This window comes from Qipengyuania sp. SM2507, from assembly GCF_053714505.1.
This window is the reverse complement of record NZ_CM132307.1, coordinates 2,476,568-2,497,074: the sequence shown is the minus strand read 5'-3', so window position 1 is coordinate 2,497,074 and position 20,507 is coordinate 2,476,568. Positions and strand designations below refer to the sequence as shown.

15 protein-coding genes are annotated in these 20,507 nt (G+C 67.1%); 7 read left to right on the top strand and 8 right to left on the bottom strand.

The window, feature by feature from the left end; all coding sequences use genetic code 11:
- The first annotated feature begins 155 nt into the window (after positions 1-155).
- From hisS to metK, 6 genes are all read left to right on the top strand, one after another.
- The gene (gene hisS / locus ACWIKC_RS12110; protein ID WP_454597750.1) at positions 156-1,433 is read left to right on the top strand and encodes a histidine--tRNA ligase; all 1,278 of its coding nucleotides are present in this window, start codon (positions 156-158) and stop codon (positions 1,431-1,433) included.
- Positions 1,434-1,819: 386 nt separating this feature from the next.
- Entirely contained in the window at positions 1,820-2,887 is a 1,068-nt protein-coding gene (prfA, locus tag ACWIKC_RS12105) for a peptide chain release factor 1 (RefSeq protein WP_454597749.1), read from the top strand.
- Entirely contained in the window at positions 2,884-3,744 is an 861-nt protein-coding gene (gene prmC, locus ACWIKC_RS12100) for a peptide chain release factor N(5)-glutamine methyltransferase (RefSeq protein ID WP_454597748.1), read from the top strand. Before prfA ends, prmC begins: the two co-directional genes overlap by 4 nt.
- Positions 3,745-3,978: 234 nt before the next feature.
- Positions 3,979-4,845, top strand: coding sequence for a DUF4167 domain-containing protein (locus ACWIKC_RS12095; RefSeq protein ID WP_454597747.1), 867 nt, complete (start codon positions 3,979-3,981; stop codon positions 4,843-4,845).
- Positions 4,846-4,883: 38 nt separating this feature from the next.
- Positions 4,884-6,464 carry an apolipoprotein N-acyltransferase gene (gene lnt / locus ACWIKC_RS12090; RefSeq protein ID WP_454597746.1) on the top strand — a complete coding sequence of 527 codons (1,581 nt, stop codon included), beginning with the start codon at positions 4,884-4,886 and terminating at the stop codon, positions 6,462-6,464.
- A gap of 41 nt (positions 6,465-6,505) precedes the next feature.
- On the top strand, positions 6,506-7,717 hold the full coding sequence (metK, locus tag ACWIKC_RS12085; protein WP_454597745.1) for a methionine adenosyltransferase: 1,212 nt from the start codon (positions 6,506-6,508) through the stop codon (positions 7,715-7,717).
- Between the two features lie 27 nt (positions 7,718-7,744).
- Here metK and ACWIKC_RS12080 read toward each other — a convergent pair whose 3' ends face one another.
- From ACWIKC_RS12080 to ACWIKC_RS12060, 5 genes are all read right to left on the bottom strand, one after another.
- The gene (locus tag ACWIKC_RS12080) at positions 7,745-8,887 is read right to left on the bottom strand and encodes a CaiB/BaiF CoA transferase family protein (RefSeq protein ID WP_454597744.1); all 1,143 of its coding nucleotides are present in this window, start codon (positions 8,885-8,887) and stop codon (positions 7,745-7,747) included.
- Positions 8,888-8,925: 38 nt separating this feature from the next.
- Entirely contained in the window at positions 8,926-10,065 is a 1,140-nt protein-coding gene (locus tag ACWIKC_RS12075; protein ID WP_454597743.1) for an NAD(P)H-dependent flavin oxidoreductase, read from the bottom strand.
- Between the two features lie 79 nt (positions 10,066-10,144).
- Positions 10,145-10,795 carry a CoA transferase subunit B gene (locus tag ACWIKC_RS12070; RefSeq protein ID WP_454597742.1) on the bottom strand — a complete coding sequence of 217 codons (651 nt, stop codon included), beginning with the start codon at positions 10,793-10,795 and terminating at the stop codon, positions 10,145-10,147.
- Positions 10,795-11,736 (bottom strand): hypothetical protein, encoded by a 942-nt coding sequence (locus tag ACWIKC_RS12065; protein ID WP_454597741.1) that lies wholly within the window; start codon positions 11,734-11,736, stop codon positions 10,795-10,797. The genes ACWIKC_RS12070 and ACWIKC_RS12065 overlap by 1 nt, the downstream gene beginning before the upstream one ends.
- A complete protein-coding gene (locus ACWIKC_RS12060; RefSeq protein WP_454597740.1) occupies positions 11,733-12,440 on the bottom strand; it encodes a CoA transferase subunit A in 708 nt (235 codons plus the stop codon). The genes ACWIKC_RS12065 and ACWIKC_RS12060 overlap by 4 nt, the downstream gene beginning before the upstream one ends.
- A 340-nt stretch (positions 12,441-12,780) precedes the next feature.
- Between ACWIKC_RS12060 and ACWIKC_RS12055 the strand changes: the two genes are divergently transcribed.
- On the top strand, positions 12,781-15,087 hold the full coding sequence (locus ACWIKC_RS12055; RefSeq protein WP_454597739.1) for a CDC48 family AAA ATPase: 2,307 nt from the start codon (positions 12,781-12,783) through the stop codon (positions 15,085-15,087).
- 43 nt (positions 15,088-15,130) lie between these two features.
- On the opposite strand, the gene ACWIKC_RS12050 is transcribed toward ACWIKC_RS12055, so the two are convergent.
- The 3 genes from ACWIKC_RS12050 to polA are packed head-to-tail and all read right to left on the bottom strand — an operon-like array spanning position 15,131 to position 20,369.
- Complete coding sequence (locus ACWIKC_RS12050; protein ID WP_454597738.1) at positions 15,131-16,207, bottom strand: mechanosensitive ion channel family protein; 1,077 nt, start codon at positions 16,205-16,207, stop codon at positions 15,131-15,133.
- A gap of 50 nt (positions 16,208-16,257) precedes the next feature.
- Positions 16,258-17,538, bottom strand: coding sequence for a CHASE3 domain-containing protein (locus ACWIKC_RS12045; RefSeq protein WP_454597737.1), 1,281 nt, complete (start codon positions 17,536-17,538; stop codon positions 16,258-16,260).
- The gene (polA, locus tag ACWIKC_RS12040; RefSeq protein ID WP_454597736.1) at positions 17,535-20,369 is read right to left on the bottom strand and encodes a DNA polymerase I; all 2,835 of its coding nucleotides are present in this window, start codon (positions 20,367-20,369) and stop codon (positions 17,535-17,537) included. The genes ACWIKC_RS12045 and polA overlap by 4 nt, the downstream gene beginning before the upstream one ends.
- Positions 20,370-20,507: the final 138 nt, after the last annotated feature.

The window sequence follows — 20,507 nt, the reverse complement described above, 5'->3', positions numbered from 1 at the left end:
CGACCGGGACCATCTCGGGTGGCTGGCCATTTCGGATGATTGGGAGGGGGGAGTGGGCCGGAGCCGCCCCCCAGCCGACATGGCTGCTGAATCGCCGCGCCTCTAGCGGGCGCAGCGGGATTGCGAAAGAACCAATCGCCGCCTAATCGCGCGCCATGGCGAAAACATCCTCCAGCACCTCCCCCGGCACCCCGCACGCGATCCGCGGCACGCAGGACATCTTCGGACCCGACGCCGAAGCCTTCGCCTTCGTGGTCGAGACCTTCGAGCGCGTCCGCAAGCTCTACCGCTTCCGCCGTGCCGAGATGCCGGTGTTCGAAAAGACCGAGGTCTTCGCCCGCTCGATCGGCGAGACCACCGATATCGTCTCCAAGGAGATGTATTCCTTCGAGGATCGCGGCGGCGATTCGCTCACCCTGCGGCCCGAATTCACCGCCGGGATCGCGCGCGCCTACCTCACCAATGGTTGGCAGCAGCACGCGCCGCTCAAGCTCGCGAGCCACGGCCCGCTGTTCCGCTACGAGCGCCCGCAGAAGGGCCGCTACCGCCAGTTCCACCAGGTCGACGCCGAGATCATCGGCGCGGCCGAGCCGCAGGCCGATGTCGAGTTGCTGGCGATGGCCGACCAGCTGCTGCGCGAACTCGGGATCACCGGCGTCACGCTGCAGCTCAACACGCTGGGCGATGCCGACAGCCGCGACGCCTGGCGCGCCGCGCTGGTGACGCATTTCCGAAGCGTGAAGGGCGAATTGAGCGAGGATTCGCAGGAGCGGCTCGAGAAGAACCCGCTGCGCATTCTCGACAGCAAGGACCCGCGCGACCGCGCTTTCGTCGCCGATGCGCCGAAGATCGACGCCTTCCTCTCGGACGAGGCGCTGGTGTTCTTCGAACAGGTCACCAGCGGGCTGGATGCCGCCGGGGTAAGGTGGCAACGCGCTGAAAGCCTTGTCCGCGGGCTCGACTATTACCGCCACACCGCCTTCGAATTCGTCCCCGACGAGGGCAGCCCCGCCGCCGCCGCGCTCGGCAGCCAGAGCACGATTCTCGGCGGCGGGCGCTACGACGGCTTGATGGAATCGCTCGGCGGATCGCCAACCCCTGCCGTGGGCTGGGCGGCGGGGATCGAGCGTCTGGCGATGCTGGTGGGGGAGAAGGGCGAAGACGCGCCTGCGGTCGCGCTAGCGGTCGAGGACGACGACTTGCTCGGCACCGGGATCACCGCCGCCGCTGAGCTGCGCGCCGCGGGACTTTCGGTCGAAACGATCGCCAGCGGCTCGCCAAAAAAGCGCTTCGACAAGGCGGCAAAACTCAACGCCAGCGTCCTCGTCAGCCTCTCCGTTCGCGACGGCAAGACCGTCTACAATCTGCGCGCCGCAGAGGGAGTGCCCGAGCACGCGCGGGTGCAGGCCGTGCTGGACAGGCTGCAAGCGTAACTGCTCCACCCGATCGTCATTGCGCCCACCCACCCGTCACCCCGGACTTGATCCGGGATCGAGCTTTCTTCGGGTGCAGCGCCGAAAGCCGCGCGATCCCGGCTCGGGGGCCGGGATGACGATTGTGAGGGGGCGGCGAAACACCTTTCCTACACGCGGCAGGTTTGGCATGCCGGGTGCATTCCGATCCCTCGCTCGCCTGCGGAGGAACCGTCACCCCCCGATCTGTCACCCACGCCCATGAAAACCCTGATTATGTTGCTGTTTTACAAGAATATGTTGTTGTTGGACAAGGGTGACACCCCTGTCACCCCTTGTCACCCTCTCCGCTGGGACGCGGGTGACAGCCGTGTCACCGCGTGTCACCCAGATATGGCCGCTCAAGCATGACCATCCCCGCCGAACGGCTCGACCAGATCGGTCGCCGCCTCGCCGAGATCGAGGCGCGATTGGCGTCGGGGACGCTGGCGGGCGAGGAATTCGTCGCCGCCAGCCGCGATTATGCCGAGCTCGAGCCGATCGCCCGGATCGCCGCCGAGGTCCGCGCCGCGCGCGACGAGATCGCCGGACTGCAAGCGATGCTCGGCGATCCCGAGATGAAGGCCATGGCCGAGGATGAGCTCGAGACGATCCGCGCGCGCCTGCCCGAAGCCGAACGCGAGCTGGCGCTGGCCATGCTCCCGCGCGACTCTGCCGATGCCAAGCCCGCCATGCTCGAAATCCGCGCCGGCACCGGCGGCGACGAGGCGGCGCTGTTCGCGGGCGATCTGTTCCGCATGTACGAACGCTACGCCGCCGAGAACGGCTGGAAGGTCGAGCCGGTCAGCATGAGCGCGAGCGAGGTCGGCGGCTTCAAGGAAATCGTCGCCAATGTCGCCGGTACCGGGGTGTTCGCCAAGCTCAAGTTCGAGAGCGGTGTGCACCGCGTCCAGCGCGTTCCCGAGACCGAGAGCGGCGGGCGGATCCACACCTCGGCGGCGACCGTCGCGGTGCTGCCGCAAGCCGACGAAGTCGATGTCCAGATCGAGGACAAGGACCTCAAGATCGACACCTATCGCGCCAGCGGGGCCGGCGGGCAGCACGTCAACACCACCGATTCCGCGATCCGCATCACCCATCTTCCCACCGGCACCGTCGTCACCTGTCAGGACGGGCGCAGCCAGCACAAGAACAAGGAAAAGGCGCTGCAGGTCCTGCGCGCCCGGCTCTACGAGGCGCAGCGCGAGGCGACGCAGGGTGCCGAGGCTGAGGCGCGCAAGGCGATGGTCGGCAGCGGCGATCGCTCCGAACGCATCCGCACCTACAATTTCCCGCAAGGGCGCGTCACCGATCATCGCATCGGGCTGACGCTGCACAAGCTGCCCGAGATCATGGCGGGTCCGGGGCTCGCCGAACTGATCGATGCGCTGATCGGCGAGGACGAGGCCAAGCGGCTCGCGGCGATGAGCGAGTGAGCGAAGGCGCGGCCAGCGCGGGCGAGGCGATCGTCGGGGCGGCGATCCGGCAGGCAGCGGAGCAATTGGCGGCGAGTTCGGACACCGCCCGGCTCGATGCCGAACTGCTGATGGCGCATGCGCTTGGCGTCACGCGCTCCGACCTGCTGCTGCGCCATCTGCGCGAGCCCGAACCGGCGGGTTTCGCACCGCTCGTCGAACGCCGCGCCGGGCACGAGCCGGTCGCGCATATCCTTGGGCGGCAGGAGTTCTACGGGCTCGATCTCAGGGTCACGCGCGACACGCTGATCCCGCGTGGCGACAGCGAGACGCTGATCGAGGCGGCGCGCGAATGGTTCGCCGCCCGCCCGCACCCTGCGCGGATTCTCGATCTCGGCACCGGCACCGGCGCGCTGCTGCTCGCCGCGCTCTCGCTTTGGCCTGAGGCTGAGGGCATTGGGCTTGATGCGAGCGAAGCGGCGCTGGCGGTCGCGCAGGAGAATGCGACTGCGCTGGGGATGGCCGACCGGGTCACCTTGCGCCACGCGGACTGGCGACAGCCCGGCTGGGCGGATGGTCTCGGCCGTTTCGACCTCGTCCTGTGCAACCCGCCCTATGTCGAGACCGATGCCGATCTCGCCCCCTCGGTCCGCGACCACGAACCGGCCCGCGCGCTGTTCGCAGGCGCGGAAGGTCTCGACGATTACCGCGTGCTGATCCCCGCCCTGCGCGGATTGCTGGCCAAGGGCGCGCCCGCAATCCTCGAAATCGGCGCGACCCAGGCCGAAGCGGTCGGGCGCCTCGCCACCGCCGCCGGTTTTGATGCCGCCCTCCATCATGACCTCGCGGGTCGCCCTCGTGCCCTGTTGTTGACATAAAAGGCTTGGCAAAGGTGCTCGCACCCCTTACCTCTCTAATCAGACCTCCGGAGCGCGGCATGTTCGTCCCGGTGGTTCAAGCTCCTAAATTGCAGTTCTGGTGCGAGGTTCAGGCCCCGCATACCATGCATGAGAAGGGAGAGGCGGCTTGCTCGAGGGCAAGTGCGCAAGGGGGCATGCGGCCATAGGCGAACCCGGGGGTTCGCGCCGCGCCACAATTGAGGACGGATACCCTTGAACAGCAATCACAATAACAACCGCAACAGTAACAACAATCGGCGTCGCGGTCGCAACAACAACAATTCCAACCGCGGCCAGGGCGGCGGCGGTGGCGGCGGCAACCAGTCCAACCGGATCGACAGCCGTGCGCGCGGCAATGCGCCGCAGATGCTCGACAAGTACAAGAAGCTGGCGCAGGACGCCCAGCACAATGACGATCGGGTGCAGGCGGAGTATTATCTCCAGTTCGCCGATCACTATTTCCGCGTCATCGCCGACAACAAGGCGCGCCAGGACGAAGCGCGCGGCAAGCGCTCCGACGAGCGCAGCCAGTCGGACGACAACGACAACGACAGCGACGATTCCGACGGCGAGAACGACAGCCGCCGCCGCAACACCCCTGGCAACACCAGCAACCGTCGCCCGCGCGGCCGCAGGGACGAACAGGGGCGCGACGAACAGGGGCGCGACGAACAGGGGCGCGACGAGCAGGACGGCTCGCCACGCTCGGGCCAGGATCGCAACGAGCGCAACAACGACAATGATCGTGACGATCGCAGCGACAACAACCGCGATGAGGGCGACAGCTACGAAGCGGACGACAACCCCTTCACCCGCGACGACGACAGGGAAGAGCAGGCCGAGCGCTCCAAGAAGCGCGTCGCGCGTCGCCGCAAGCCGGATGCCGCCAGCAGTGGCGCTGCCAGCGCTGCCGGCAGCGGCGGGGCCACCAGCGGCAACGACGGCGGCGAGATCGACGCCGCGGCGCTTCCGCCGTCCTTCTCGGCCGACGATGACGCTGCTTCCGAAGACAAGCCCGCGCCGCGCCGCCGCCGCAAACCGGCGGCCGGCGGCAACACCAAGCTGAGCGTGGCGGGCTAAGCCGGCCCGTTTCGGCCACTCGCGCGACCGTCAGGGCGATGGAGCGGATTGTCCGTATCTTTAGCGAGCACCCGCGCTGGGTGGCGCTGCTGTGCGGCGCCCTCGCGGCGCTGGGCTATCCGCCGCTGGGGCTTTGGCCGGTCGGTATCGCCGGCGTGGCGGGGCTGCTCTGGCTGCTGCTCGGGGCAGCAGGCTGGCGCGAGGCGGCGATGCGCGGCTGGCTGTTCGGCGTCGCGCATTTCTCGCTTACGAACAACTGGATAGCCACCGCCTTTACCCATCAGGCGGAAATGCCTGCGGTGCTGGGCTGGGTCGCGGTGCCGCTGCTCTCGCTCTATCTCGCGCTCTATCCCGCACTCGCTGCGGGCGTGGCCCGCGCGCTGGTTCGCCAGCCTGGCACCCTCCCTGTCACGCTTTTGCTGGCCGCGAGCTGGATCGTGGGAGAATGGCTGAGAAGCTGGGTTTTCTCCGGCTATGCCTGGGGGCCGCTGTCACTGATGTTGCTGGGACCCTACGAGCGGCCTGGCATCGCCTTGCTACTTCCCTACACCGGAACCTACGCGCTCTCCGCGCTGATCATCCTGCTGGCGGGGCTGGCCTTGTGGCTCGCGACCACGCGCAAATGGTTGCCGTTGGGCGGCGCCGCGCTGGCCGTCGCTGCGGCGATGTACCTCCCCCAGCCTGCCGCGAAACCCGGCCCGCTGGCGCTCACTCTGGTCCAGCCCGATCTGCGGCAGGCCGAGATGAACGATGCGAGCAAATACGAAGAACAGTTCCTGCGACTCGCCCGGCTCAGCCGTCCGGAGCGCACCTTCGAGCAGCGGCTGGTGCTGTGGCCCGAGAGCGCGGTGCCCGACTATCTCGAGCCCGACTATCCGCAGCGCTATTACGACCGCATGACCGCGGGCGGCGATCCGCTGTTCGCGCGCCGCCGGATCGCGCGCGCGATCGGACCCGATTCGCTGCTGCTGACCGGCGCGGTCGATCTCGAGATCGGCGAGGACGAAAACGACTATACGCGCGCGATCGGGGCCTACAATTCGATCACCGCGATCGATGACGAGGGCGCGATCGTCGGCAGCTACGCCAAGGCGCATCTGGTGCCCGGCGGCGAATACCTGCCCCTGCGCGGGCTGCTCGAACCGCTCGGCCTGACCCGGCTGGTGGCGGGGACGCTCGACTTCATTCCCGGCCCGGGCGCGCGCACGATCGATCTCGGCCCTTGGGGCGAGGCGGGGATGCAGATCTGCTACGAGATCGTGTTCTCGGGCGAGACGGTCGATCCCGCCAACCGGCCCGACTACATCTTCAACCCCTCCAACGACGGCTGGTTCGGCTACTGGGGCCCGCCGCAGCATCTCGCGCAGGCGCGGATGCGCGCGATCGAGGAGGGTCTGCCGGTGCTGCGCTCGACCACCACCGGGATCAGCGCGGTGATCGACGCCAATGGCGTGGTGCGCAGCCATATCGGCATGGAGCGCGCCGACCGGATCGACGGGCAGGTGCCGCAGGCAAAATCGCCGACCCCGTTCGCGCGCGCCGGCCACTGGCTGACCGGTTTCTGGGCGCTGGGCTTTTTCCTGATCTGGCTGGTTGCGACCCGGCGGCGGCGGGGCTAGGTAGAAAGCCAGACATAAAGCTTTCCTTATATCGAGATCCCATGCGTAGCGAACATCTCTTCACCTCCGAGAGCGTCTCGGAAGGCCATCCCGACAAGGTTTCCGACCAGATTTCCGACGCGATCGTCGATCTGCTGCTGTCCAAGGATTCCGAGGCGCGCATCGCCTGCGAGACGCTGACCACCACCCAGCGCGTGGTGCTGGCGGGCGAGATCCGCTGTCGCGGCGTGTTCGAGAACGGCGAGTGGGTCGATGGCGCCCGCGAGGAGATCGAGCAGGCGGTGCGCCAGACGGTGCGCGACATCGGCTATCGCCAGGACGGCTTCCACTGGGAAACGCTGGTGCTGGAAAACCGCCTCCACGGCCAGTCGAGCGAGATCGCTCAGGGCGTCGATGCCGCTGGCAACAAGGACGAAGGCGCGGGCGACCAGGGGATCATGTTCGGCTTCGCCTGCGACGAGACCCCGGACCTGATGCCGGCACCGCTCGATTACAGCCACAAGATCCTCCACCGGCTGGCGCGCGACCGCAAGAGCGGGGAGGCCCCCTTTCTCGAACCCGATTCCAAGAGCCAGCTGACGCTGCTCTACCGCGATGGCAAGCCGGTCGCCTGCACCGCGGTGGTGGTGTCGACCCAGCACGCCACCGGCTATCATGAGGGCGCGAAGGAAGCCGAGCTCAAAGCCTATGTGAAGCGCGTCGTGTGTGAGATTCTCCCCGAGGGCTGGCTGACCGACGAGACCGTGTGGCACATCAACCCCACCGGCGCTTTCGAGATCGGCGGACCCGATGGCGACGCCGGGCTGACCGGGCGCAAGATCATCGTCGATACCTATGGCGGCGCGGCGCCGCATGGCGGCGGTGCCTTCAGCGGCAAGGACCCGACCAAGGTCGACCGCTCGGCCGCCTATATCACCCGCTACCTGGCCAAGAACATCGTCGCTGCGGGGCTTGCCACGCGCTGCACGATCCAGCTGTCCTACGCCATCGGCGTGTCGCAGCCGCTGTCGCTCTATGTCGATACGCATGGGACCGGGACGGTGGACGAAATCGCGCTCGAAGAGGCGATCCGCTCGCTCGAGACGCTGGGCGGGCTGACCCCGCGCGGCATCCGCACGCATCTGGGGCTCAACAAGCCGATCTATCGCCAGACCGCCGCCTATGGTCATTTCGGGCGTAACCCCGAGGGCGATCTGTTCCCCTGGGAGCGGACCGATCTGGTCGATGCGCTGAAGGCGGCTCTGAAGGTCTGACCCGGCACATCCGCCTGGCGCGGGTGCTCAGTCGCGCTGATGCTCGCCGTGGCGCGGGCTGGGGCGATCCAGCGCGAGTTCGGCATCGGAGAAATTGAACGGGCTGCGCACGCCGGGCATCCCGCCCAGCTCGATCTTCAATCCGCGCGCCTGCACTTGCGGATCGGCGAACACTGCATCGAGATCGTTGATCGGCCCCGCCGGGACTCCGGCCTCGCGACAGGCCGCGAGCAGCTCGGCCTGGCTCCAGACGCGCGTCGCCTCGGCGATTGCGCTTTCCAGCGGTGCGCGGTGCTCGATCCGCCCGCCATTGCTGGCGAAGCGCGGATCCTGCGCCAGTTCGGCGCGGTCGAGCAGCTTCATGAGCTTGTAGAACAATCCGTCGTTCGCGGGCGCGAGGATCACATGGCCATCGGTGACCGGATAGACGCCATAGGGTCCGACCTGCGCGTGCGAATTGCCCATCCGCGGCGGATTGTCACCGGTGGCGAAATAGCTCAGCGCCTGATTGGCCAGCAGCGCGACCGAGCAATCCATCAGCGCCATATCGATCCACTGGCCCTTGCCGGTGCGATGGCGCATCAGCAGCGCGGCCTGGATCGCATTGGCCGCCCAGACCCCGCAGGACAGGTCGCTGACCGAGATCCCCATCTTCATCGGCGCGCCCTCGGGCTCGCCCGTCAGCGCCATGAAGCCGCTCATTCCCTGAACGACGAAGTCGTAGCCCGGTTCATCGCGGCGCGGGCCGTCCTGACCGAAACCGGTGATCGAGCAATAGACCAATGCGGAGTTCGCCTCTGCCAGCGCCTCGTAATCGAGCCCGAACTTGACCAGCGTGCCGGGCTTGAAATTCTCGATCACGACATCCGCCTCGGCAGCCAGACGCTTGAGCCGGGCGAGGTCGTCGACGTTGCGGAAATCGGCGACGATCCCTCGCTTGCCGCGGTTGCAGGCGTGATAATAGGCGGCGGTGCGCTCGCCCCCGTGCTCGACCCAGGGCGGGCCCCACTGGCGGGTCGAATCGCCCTCGGGGCTCTCCACCTTGATCACATCGGCGCCCAGATCGGCGAGGATCTGCCCGGTCCATGGTCCGGCCAGCACGCGCGCGAGTTCGAGGACCTTGAGCCCGGCGAGCGGGGCGTTGGGATTGCGGGGTGCATCGAGCCACATGGGAGGCGCTGCTGGGGCAGCACCGCCGCGCGGTCAAGTCACTCGATCCCGACGCTCGCCGCTAGTCCGGTGACGGATTCGAGGAATTCCTCGCGGAAATCCTGGACCACCTGGCGGCTCGAGCGGACCTGCTCGACCAGCCCGACGCCCTGACCGACGAAATAGCTCACCAACTCGCGCGCCTCGCCATTACCCGCAGCCGCAGCGCGCTCGATCCGCGCGAAGGCGGGTTCGGAGACCATCCCCATCAGCGGCATCGGCAGCGTTCCGGGGCCGCCGGTATCGTCCCAGGCTTCGTGCCAGGGGGTGCGCAGCTGGCGCGCGGGCTTGCCGGTACGGCTGCGCGAACGGATCGTGTCGCGGCTGCGCGCCGCTACCATCTTGGCGCGGAAGGCCTCGCTGGTTTCGGCCTCGGGGGTCGCCAACCAGATCGAGCCGGTCCAGGCGCCCTGCGCGCCCGCCGCCATCATCCCCGCCATCTGCCCGCCGGTCATGATGCCGCCCGCGGCCAGCACGGGGATATCGTGCCCGGCCTTGGCCAGTGCGCGGACCACTTCGGGGATGAGCACCAGCGTGGTGACCTCGCCGCAATGGCCGCCGGCCTCGGTGCCCTGCGCGACGATGATGTCGACCCCGGCCTCTGCCTGGCGGATCGCATGCTCCCTCGCGCCGACCAGCGCCGCCACCGGCACGCCCAGTTCCTTGCCGCGCGCGATCATTGCCGCGGGCGCGATCCCCAGTGCGTTGGCGATCAGCTTGATCGGGTGGCGGAAGGCCACCTCCATCAGCGCCAGCCCGTTCTCCGGTGTGATCCCCATCCGTTCCTTGAGGATCGGCATTTCGGGCTCGGGCGCGATGCCGTAGCGGGCGAGGATTTCGTTGGTGAAGCCCTGATAGGCGGGATCGATCGCCGCGGCGCGCATCCGGTTGTCGGACAGCGCGGCGACGCCGGGGTCGATCACCTCGGGGACCAGCACATCCACCCCATAGGGCGCGCCATCGACATGCGCATCGATCCAGGCAAGCTCCTCCTCGAGCTGTGCGGGGGTGAAACGCGTCGCCCCCAGCACTCCGAAACCGCCCGCCCTGCTCACCGCCGCAACCACGTCGCGGCAATGCGAAAAGGCGAACAGTGGAAACTCCGCGCCGGTCAGTTCGCAGACCCTGTTCATCGCCATCAATGTGTTCCTCTCTCCAGAGGAGCCACAGTGATGGCGGAGGCTACGCGGCGCAAGCCCTGCAGCAGGGCTGGCGAAATCAGTTGTCGTATTGAGCGGTAGTCTTGGCGGCGACCTCTTCGGCGCTGACGCCCGGCGCCAACTCGACCAGCCTGAACGGGCTGGAATGGTCGGGGCGGCGGAACACCGCGAGATTGGTGACCACCATGTCGACGACATTGGTCCCGGTCAGCGGCAGCGTGCACTGGGGGATGAACTTGGGGCTGCCGTCCTTGGCGGTGTGGTCCATCACCACGATGATCTTCTTGACCCCGGCGACCAGATCCATGGCCCCGCCCATGCCCTTGATCATCTTGCCCGGGATCATCCAGTTGGCGATGTCGCCGTTCTCGGCCACTTCCATGGCGCCCAGCACAGTCAGGTCGATATGCCCGCCGCGGATCATGCCGAAACTGGTGGCGCTGTCGAAATAGGCCGAGTGCGGCAGTTCGCTGATGGTCTGCTTGCCGGCGTTGATGAGATCGGCATCCTCCTCGCCCTCATAAGGGAAGGGCCCGATGCCGAGCATACCGTTCTCGCTCTGCAGCGTGACATGCATGCCCTCTGGGATGTGGTTCGCCACCAGCGTCGGGATGCCGATGCCCAGATTGACGTAATAGCCGTCCTCGAGCTCATGCGCCGCGCGCGCGGCCATCTGGTTGCGGTCCCAGCCCGCGGTCTGGTCTGCCATCATTCGTCTCCAATAATCTGCGCAGGGATCGGGTCGGTCAGAAACCAGCCGCTGCCCAGCATTGCGTCGAGCCGCAGCGCCGTCTCGGGCTGCCTGAGGTAGTGAAAGAGTTCGTCGAAATCGGCGCGCTCGTCGCCCATCATGGCGACCACGCAATATGTGCCCGCGATCTCGGTGCGCCGCGTGTGCTTGCGCTGGTCGAGCGAGCGCAGCAGCAGCAGCCGGTCCTGGCCCCGCGGATCGAGCCCGGTCTGCGCCAACACGCTGCGCAAGCTCTCCTCGAAGCCTTCGCCAAGGTGCGAGGTCCAGAACACGGTGACCTCGCGCGCGCGCAGCTCGGCCAGCGCCGCGGCTAGGCGGGGGTCGGCCGCTGCGGGCGCGAGCGGGTCGAAGCTCTCCTTGCCGGGGTCGAGATCGATAATCACCGCGGGCGGCCTGTTTCCGCAGTCCATCCGCTCGGGCCTGAGCAGCCCCGGCCCGGCGAGCAGCGCGCTCTGGCGGGGGGCGAGGGTGGGATTGCGTTCGGCCTGATCCAGCGCGTGGGCGAGGAAGCCTTCGACAATGCGCCCGCTTCCGGACGTGGGAGGCGGGGCCGGCCCGCGCAGAACGGTCAAGCCTTCGGACGTCCTTGTCGGCAAGGGTGCGAGCTCGGCGGAGGCGGTTTCGGCGGCCAGAGCAGCGGTCGAATCGGGTAGCGCCCCGGGTGCAACGGTCGTTGTGGTGATCGCTTTAGCCTGACCCGACGCCACCGGAGTGATGACGACGGGCGGCGGCGCGGCATCGGCGGCCACGGTCTCATTGGCCCTGGTGCCGCCGCTGGTCTTCGCCGAAGTCGCCATCAGCGTGCCCGCCGCCAGCGGGATCACCACCGCGACGCAACCCGACAGCGAGAGCGCAGAGCCCAGCGCGCCGAGCGCAAGCAGGCTCCGCCCCAGGCTCACGCCTCGGCGCGCTCCCGCACGGTGCGGAACTCGATCTTTTTGTCGTAGGGCGCGCCCAGGATCATCCGGTTGACGTAGACGCCGGGCAGGTGGATGCAGTCGGGGTCTAGGCTGCCGGCGGGGACGATTTCCTCGACCTCGACCACGCAGACATTGCCGCAGGTCGCCGCGGGCGCGTTGAAATTGCGCGCGGTCTTGCGGAACACCACATTGCCGGTCTCGTCGGCCTTCCACGCCTTGACGATGGCGAGATCGGCGAAGATGCCGTGCTCGAGGATGTAATCCTCTCCGGCGAAAGATTTCACCTCTTTGCCCTCGGCGACTTGGGTGCCGACGCCGGTCTTGGTGTAGAAACCGGGGATGCCCGCGCCGCCGGCGCGCATGCGCTCGGCCAGCGTGCCCTGCGGGCAGAATTCGACCTCGAGCTCGCCGGCAAGGAACTGGCGTTCGAACTCCTTATTCTCGCCGACATAGGACGAGATCATCTTCTTCACCTGCCGCGTCCGCAGCAGCTTGCCGATGCCCTCATTGTCGATCCCGGCGTTGTTGCTCGCGAAGGTGAGGTTCTTCATCCCGCTGTCGCGAATCGCGTCGAGCAGCCGTTCGGGGAGGCCGCACAGGCCGAAACCTCCGCTGGCGATCAGCATGTCGTCCTTGAGCAGCCCGTCGAGGGCGGCGGCGGCATCGGGATAGAGCTTGTTCATGGCGCTGTCGCTTAGCGAGGCGCGCGCGCACTGTCACGGGGGGAGAATGCAGCGCCGAATGCAAGTTTCGGTTGCGCTCCATGCAACTCGCAATGTTCTTTTCGCACTTGCACAAAAAATGCTGCAACTGCATATGTCTCCCTGCCTTTTAGGCATCCTCTCCCAAGACTTCCAAGCCCGGCCGGTTCATCCAGCCGGGCTTTTTTCTGTCCGCAATCCGGATGCCGCACCTTTGACGGCCAAGCTGTTCGGACCCCAACGGCCTCGTCCTCGGTTGCATCTCTGAGGGGCGCACCCAATCTGCGCTTCCTCGACAGAACGCAAAGGAACGGGACCGGGCATGGCAGAAGCGGAAGCAGCGATCGACGACAAGACCGTCCGGCTACAGGTCGCGGCGGCGCGGCAGGAAGAAAGCGGGCAGGGCATCGCCCGGCTCCCGCGGACCGCCTTCCAGGCGCTCGGAATAACCGAGGGCGATGTCGTCCAGATCACCGGCAAGCGCGTCACCGCTGCGCTCGCGATGCCCGCCTACGACGAGGACCAGGCGCTCGACGTGGTCCGGCTCGACGGGCTCCAGCGCGGCAATGCCGAGGTCGGCTCGGGTGAGCATGTCCATATCGCGGTCGCCGAATCGCGCCCCGCGACACGGGTGGTGTTCGCGCCCGCCAGCCGCGAGATGCGGTTGCAGGGCCCGACCCAGGCGCTGAAGCGCAATTTCTTCCAGAAGCCGCTGGTCGCGGGCGATCTGGTCGCCACCACCGGGCAGCAACCGGTCCAGAACATGCCGCCCGAAGTGCGCCGAATGTTCAACGCGCCGGCCTATGCGCTCACTCAAATCCGCCTGACCGTGGTGTCGACCGCGCCCAAGGGCATCGTTCATATCGACGAGAACACCGAGGTCGAGCTGCGCGCCGAGTTCGAGGAACCCGCGGGTGGCCGTGCGACGGTCAATTACGACGATGTCGGCGGGATGGAGGACACCATCAAGCAATTGCGCGAGATGGTCGAACTGCCGCTGCGCTATCCCGAACTGTTCACCCGGCTGGGCGTCGACCCGCCCAAGGGGGTGTTGCTCCACGGCCCGCCCGGAACCGGCAAGACGAGGCTGGCGCAGGCGGTCGCCAACGAGAGCGACGCCTATTTCTCGATCATCAATGGCCCGGAAATCATGGGATCTGGCTATGGCGAGAGCGAAAAGCGCCTGCGCGAGGTGTTCGAGGATGCCAGCCGAAACGCCCCCGCCATCATCTTCATCGACGAGATCGATTCGATCGCCCCCAAGCGCGACCGCGTGCCGGGCGAGGCGGAGAAGCGCCTCGTCGCGCAGCTGCTGACGCTGATGGACGGGCTCGAGGCGCGCACCAACGTGGTGGTGATCGCGGCGACCAACCGCCCCGATGCCATCGACGAGGCGCTGCGCCGCCCCGGCCGCTTCGATCGCGAGATCGTGATCGGCGTACCCGACGAGAACGGCCGCCGCGAGATCATCGGCATCCACACCCGCGGCATGCCGCTGGGCGAAAAGGTCGACCTGAGGGAACTGGCGCGGACCACGCATGGCTTCGTCGGCGCGGACATCGCCGCGTTGGCGCGCGAGGCGGCGATCGATGCGGTGCGGCGGATCATGCCGAGGCTCGATCTCGACGAGCGTACCATCCCGCCCGAAGTGCTCGACGATCTCTATGTCAGCCGCGAGGATTTCATCTCGGCGCTCAAACGGGTCCAGCCTTCGGCCATGCGCGAAGTGATGGTGCAGGTACCCAATGTCGAATGGGGCGATATTGGTGGCGTTTCCGAGGCGGTCGACAAGCTCAAGGAAGGCATCGAGCTGCCGATGAAGAACCCCGAGGCGTTCCACCGCCTGGGTATCCGTCCGGCCAAAGGCTTTCTTCTCTACGGCCCGCCCGGAACCGGCAAGACGCTGCTCGCCAAGGCGGTCGCCAAGGAGGCGGAGGCCAATTTCATTTCGATGAAATCGAGCGACCTTTTGTCCAAATGGTATGGCGAGAGCGAGCAGCAGATCGCGCGCATGTTCCGCCGAGCGCGCGCGGTGGCGCCCTGCATCATCTTCATCGACGAGATCGACAGCCTGGTCCCGGCGCGCGGCAGCGGCGGCAACGAGCCGCAGGTTACCGGAAGGGTGGTCAACACTATCCTGTCCGAGATGGACGGGCTGGAGGAACTGCAATCGGTGGTGGTGATCGGCGCGACCAACCGCCCGATGCTGGTCGACCCCGCGCTGCTGCGCCCGGGCCGCTTCGACGAGCTGGTCTATGTCGGCACCCCCGACAAGGAAGGCCGCGAGCATATCCTCAAGATCCACACCCGCGACATGCCGATGGCCAAGGATGTCGATCTCGCGATGGTCGCGAGCAAGACCAACCGCTTCACCGGGGCTGACCTCGAGGATGTCGTCCGCCGCGCCGGGCTCAATGCGCTGCGCCGCGTCGGCAACGACGTCACCGAAGTCTCGGGTATTGATTTCGAGGAAGCGCTCGGCGATTCGCGCGCCACGGTGACGCAGAAGATGGAAGCCGAATACGAAAAGATGCAGGGCGAACTCAAGAAGCGCGCCGCCGAGGTTCTGCCGATCGGCTTCATCCACGAAGGCATGGTCGCCTCGACCCGCGACGCCAAGCACGAGTGACGCAGCGCCGGGCAGGGGCGAGGTCCCGCCCACCCGTCGCCCACTAGCCCTGGGTGCGTTCGTTCGCGGCCTGGACTTCGAGCCGGTGGCGGATCAGCGCATCGGGCATGTTCTTCTGCAGCCAGGAGACCATGTGCTCGCGCGTGGCGCAACGCAGGTTCCATAGATCGCCGATGCTGGCGGCGCTGACCGACAGCCGCAGTTCCATGCTTTCGGGATGCGCCTCGGTCATCAGCAGCGCCAGATTGCGCCCGTCGAACAGGTCGTGCGCCGTGACGAAGCGCTCGAACTCCTCGCGGATCGGCTGGACCTCTGTCGCCGGATCGAGATGGAGATAGACAGGCCCCGTCAGCCGCTCGCTCACCCGCGACCAGTTCTCGAAGCTTTCGTCGAGGAAGCGCGCGGTCGGCACCACCAGCACCCGTTCGTCCCAGCTGCGCACCGTGACGAAGCTCATGCGGATCTCTTCGACGCGCCCGACCTCGCCATCGACCTTGACCATATCGCCAAGCCTGAGTGGCTGGGTCAGCGCCATTTGCAGGCCCGCGATCAGCGATTTGAGCGCCGGCTGCGCGGCCGCACCGACCGCCAGGGCGGCCAGACCGGCGGAGGCCATCAACGTCACCCCGATATCGCGCACGCCGGGGATGTTGAGCATGATCAGCGAGATAGTGATCAGGATGATCGCGAAACCGACCGTGCGGCTGAGGATCGCAATACGCGTGCGTCGTGTCCGCATCGCCACCGGATCCTCGGCATCCTCGGCTTCGCGCTCGAGCCCGGCGGCGACGCCCTTGACCAGCGCAAAGAGCACCCAGCCCATCAGCGCGGGGGCGACATAGCTCATCGCCATTTCCCATCCGCCGCCGATCTCTGCGTCGCTATGCACGGCGATCGAGATGGCCCAGCCGACCATTGCCCAGCGCATCGGCCGGCGCACCGTGTCGAGGATGACATCGTCGAGCCAGGTGCTCGACATGCGCGCGATACGCCGCAGCATCTTGAACAGGACGGCGTGGAGAACCAGCGCGATCAGCACGGGTACGCCGATCGCAATCGCGGTGTGGATCACGGGCTCCCAGGAGAGGTCCCAATTGCGCGGATCGTAGCGTTCGAACATGGTGCCGCGCCTAACCTCCAGAGCTGCGGAAGACAACCGGGCGCAACGCGCTAGTCCTTGAGCGGAAGCACGATCACGACCTCGAGCCCGTCGGCGTGGAAGTTGCGATCGAGCGATCCGCCGAACTGGCGCGCGGCGCTGATCATGAGCATGCTGCCGAAGCCGCGCCGCTCGGGCTGCTGTTCGAGGGTGACGCCGCGTTCGCGCCATACCATCTGTACTTCACTTCCCTCACGCTGCCAGCGCACCTCGATCGTGCCGCCCTGCGACCAGGCGCCGTATTTCACCGCATTGGTGGTCAGCTCGTGCAGAACCAGCCCCAGCGGGGTGACCTGCGCCGCGGGGAGCATGATCTCCTCGCCCTCTATCGTGGCCTGCAGTCGTTCGGAGCGGTAGGGCGCGAGCGAGGTCTCGACCAGCGCCCGCAGCGAGGCCACCGGCCGGTCGAGCTCACCCTGAGAGACCTCATGCGCGGTCAGCAGCGCGCGGATGCGCTCGCCGATGGCATCGGTCACCGGCTTGGCCTCGGGCTTGTCGCGCGCGCTCAGCTGGACGATCGCCAGCACCACCGCGAACAGGTTCTTGACCCGGTGGTTGAGCTCGCGCGCCAGCAGGTCGGCGCGGTCGCGCGCCTCGCCAAGCGCCGTCGCCTGCGCCGCTTCGGCCTCGGCTCGCGCGGTGCGCGCCACCAGCCGCGCGGTTGAGACCATCGCGAGGATCAGCAGCAGTACAAGCCCGCCCAGCAGCGGCAGGACCCGGGCCTCGGCGCGCGCGGTCTCTGCGGTCGCGAGTGCGAGCAGTTCAAGCTCGATCCGCTCCATCTCGTTGATCGCCCGGCGCAGCCGCGCCATCGTCTCGTGCCCCTCGTCGGTCAGCACGGCGCGGCGGGCATCGATCAGCCGGCCGTTGTCGAGCAGCCTGACGGAGGAATCGAGCTCGGCGAACTTGGCCCCCGCCATCGTCTCGATCCGGTCGAACAATTCCTCCTGTCGTGCGGTCGCCCCGAACGACAGCGAGGCTTCGAGCCGGTTGAGCGCGGGATCGATCTGCTCGCGCCCGGCGAGGTAGGATTCCAGATAGCGACGATCGAGCGTGATCAGATAGCCGCGCTGCCCGGTCTCTGCGTTGAGCACCGCCTGGCTGACGCTGCGCAGATCGGTCAGCACCTCGTTGGTCATGCGGACCTGCTCGCGCTCCTCGCGCTCGCTCTCGACGGTCTGATAGACCGAGAAGATCAGCCCGAACATCGCCGCTGCGGTGATTGCGAGCAGCGCGACATTGACCCAGCGGAAGGTGCGCTCCCGGCTGATAAAGGAAAGATAGCGTTTCAATGCGCGGCATCCCAGCTCATGCCGCTGCCGATATCGATTCCCAGCGGTACAGACAGTTCGACCGAGGGCAGCGCGGCTTCGGCCATCACTCGTTCGATCACCGGAGATGCGGCTGCGACATCGCCCTCGGGCACTTCGAACACCAGTTCGTCGTGGACCTGCAGCAGCATGCGGACCTTGCCCAGCCCGGCTGCTTCCAGCGCCGGGTCCATGCGGACCATTGCGCGCTTGATGATATCGGCGCTGGTGCCCTGGATCGGCGCATTGATCGCGGCGCGCTCGCTGCCCTGGCGCTCGGCCTGGTTCTTGGAATTGATGCGCGGGAACCAGGTCTTGCGACCGAACAGCGTCTCCGAATAGCCGCAGCCGCGCACCTGCTCGAGCGTTTCGAGGATGTAGCGCTGGATTCCCGGGAAGCGCAGGAAATAGGTGTCGATCATCGCCTGCGCCTCGTCGGGCTCGACTCCCAGCCGTCCGGCCAGGCCCCAGCGCGAGATGCCGTAGAGGATCGCGAAATTGATCGTCTTGGCACGCGCGCGGGTCTCGCGATCGACGCTGCCGAACATTTCGAGCGCGGTGCGGTTGTGGATGTCCTCGCCCGCGGCGAAGGCCTCCTTCAGCGCGCCGACATCGGCCATATGCGCGGCCAGCCGCAGTTCGATCTGCGAATAGTCGGCGGCGAGCAGCACATGGCCCTCCGCGGGCACGAAGGCCTCGCGGATCTGCCGCCCGATCGCGGTGCGGATCGGGATGTTCTGCAGGTTCGGATCGGTCGAGGACAGCCGCCCGGTCTGCGCGCCCACCAGGCTGTAGCTGGTGTGGACGCGGCCCGTATCGGGGTTGATCGCTTGCTGCAGCGCATCGGTATAGGTCGATTTGAGCTTGGCCAGCTGGCGCCATTCGAGCACCTTTGCGGCGATGGGAGCGCCTTCGCCCGAGAGCCGCTCGAGCACCGCCTGATCGGTCGAATACTGCCCGCTCTTGCCCTTGCGCCCGCCCCGATGGCCCAGCTCCTCGAACAGCACGTCGCCAAGCTGCTTGGGGCTGCCGACCGCGAATTCGCGGCCCGCGAGCGTGTGGATCTCACCCTCGAGCCGCGCGGTCTCGCCGGCGAATTCATCCGACAATCGCGACAGCTGCGCGCGATCGACCTTGATACCGCGCCGCTCCATGCGCGCGACCACTGGAATCAGGGGGCGGTCGACCCGCTCGTAGATCTTGGTCCCGCCTTCTACTGCGAGCCGCGGCTTGAGCAGGCGGTGGAGGCGCCAGGTGACGTCGGCATCCTCGGCGGCGTATTGGGTCGCCTTGTCGAGTGGGACCTCGCCAAAGGGGATCGCCTTCTTGCCGGTGCCGCACAGCTCCTTGAAGGTGAGGCATTTGTGGCCGAGGTGGCGGTCGGCCAGCTCGTCCATCCCGTGGCCGCCTCCGATGCCCTGTTCGGAGCGCCCGGCGTCGAGCGCGAAGCTTACGACCATCGTGTCGTCGATCGGTGCCACCGCGATATCGTGTTTCGCCAGCACGTTGAGATCGTATTTGGCGTTCTGAAAGATTTTCAGCACCGCATCGCTTTCGAGCAGCGGCTTGAGAGCGGCGAGGGCTTCGGCGCGGTCGATCTGCTCGGGGCGCTCGGCGAACATGTCGCTGCCGCCATGGCCGAGCGGGATGTAGCAGGCGTCGTTGGGGCCGAGCGCGAGGCTGACCCCGACCAGATCGGCCTGGATCGCGTCGAGGCTGCTGGTCTCGGTGTCGACCGCGATGGTCCGCGCGGCGAAGGCGCGGTGGATCCACTCGTCGAGCTGCGCGCGGGTGGTCACGGTGGCATAGGTCGAGCGGTCGAGCTCCGGCAGCTCGGGCGGCGGCTGTCGGTTGCCCTCGACATCGCCCTGCGCCCCGGCGGTTTGCGCCTTTTCGCGGTCGAGATTGTTGGGCCGATCCGGGCTGCCGCTGCCTGCGCCGAGTCGGCGCAGCAGGCTGGTGAAGCCGTGCTTCTCGAGAAACACCGCCAGCGGTTCGGGGGGCACGCCGTCGAGCTTGAACTCGTCGAGCGGCTGGGGAAGCGTGCAATCCTCCTTGAGCGTCACCAGCACCCGGCTCATCTCCGCATCGCCGCGGTGCTCGATCAGCCGCTCCTTAAGCTTGGAGGTCTTCATCCCATCCGCCGAATCGAGCGCGGCGGTGAGCGAACCGTGTTCGGCGATGAGTTTGCTCGCGGTCTTGGGGCCGACGCCGTAGATGCCGGGAATATTGTCGACCGAATCGCCCATCAGCGCGAGCACGTCGCCCACCAGTTCGGGTGCGACGCCGAATTTGGCCTCGACCTCCTCGATGTAGATCCGCTGGCTCTTCATCGTGTCGAGCATGTCGATCCTGGCGCCATCGCGCTCACCGACCAGCTGCATCAGATCCTTGTCCGAGGAGACGATGGTGACATCCCATCCCTGCGCCTGCGCCGCGCGGGCGTAGGAGGCGATGAGATCGTCCGCCTCGAGCCCCTGTTCCTCGATGCAGGGCAGGCTGAAGGCGCGGGTGGCATCGCGGATCAGCGGGAATTGCGGGCGCAGGTCCTCGGGCGGTTCGGGGCGGTTGGCCTTGTATTCGGGGTAGATCTCGTTGCGGAACGACTTGCTGTCCTTGTCGAGGATCACCGCCAGATGAGTGGGCCCGTCGGCGCGGTCGAGATCGTCGGCGAGCTTCCACAGCATGGTGGTGTAGCCATAGACCGCGCCCACCGGGGTCCCCTGCGGATCGGTGAGCGGCGGGAGGCGGTGATACGCCCGGAAGATATAGGCCGACCCGTCGACCAGATAGAGATGCTGCTTTGCTGACATTCGGCGGGGTCTAGCAGCGGGTCGCGGGATTGGGGAGCGGTTTGAGAAAGGGAAATAAGGCAAAAATGCGGCAGAATGAGGCCAAATGAGTCGATTTCGCTTGCACGGTCACATTGTCGCCATTATTTGGACATTGTG

Bases quoted from the DNA above. Each gene is read 5' to 3' on its own strand.
- ACWIKC_RS12050 (WP_454597738.1), bottom strand. From the start codon at position 16,207: ATGTTCGAACGCTACGATCCGCGCAATTGGGACCTCTCCTGGGAGCCC.
- ACWIKC_RS12060 (WP_454597740.1), bottom strand. From the start codon at position 12,440: ATGAACAAGCTCTATCCCGATGCCGCCGCCGCCCTCGACGGGCTGCTC.
- metK (WP_454597745.1), top strand. From the start codon at position 6,506: ATGCGTAGCGAACATCTCTTCACCTCCGAGAGCGTCTCGGAAGGCCAT.
- polA (WP_454597736.1), bottom strand. From the start codon at position 20,369: ATGTCAGCAAAGCAGCATCTCTATCTGGTCGACGGGTCGGCCTATATC.
- prfA (WP_454597749.1), top strand. From the start codon at position 1,820: ATGACCATCCCCGCCGAACGGCTCGACCAGATCGGTCGCCGCCTCGCC.
- ACWIKC_RS12080 (WP_454597744.1), bottom strand. From the start codon at position 8,887: ATGTGGCTCGATGCACCCCGCAATCCCAACGCCCCGCTCGCCGGGCTC.
- ACWIKC_RS12075 (WP_454597743.1), bottom strand. From the start codon at position 10,065: ATGGCGATGAACAGGGTCTGCGAACTGACCGGCGCGGAGTTTCCACTG.
- lnt (WP_454597746.1), top strand. From the start codon at position 4,884: ATGGAGCGGATTGTCCGTATCTTTAGCGAGCACCCGCGCTGGGTGGCG.
- ACWIKC_RS12070 (WP_454597742.1), bottom strand. From the start codon at position 10,795: ATGGCAGACCAGACCGCGGGCTGGGACCGCAACCAGATGGCCGCGCGC.
- ACWIKC_RS12055 (WP_454597739.1), top strand. From the start codon at position 12,781: ATGGCAGAAGCGGAAGCAGCGATCGACGACAAGACCGTCCGGCTACAG.
- hisS (WP_454597750.1), top strand. From the start codon at position 156: ATGGCGAAAACATCCTCCAGCACCTCCCCCGGCACCCCGCACGCGATC.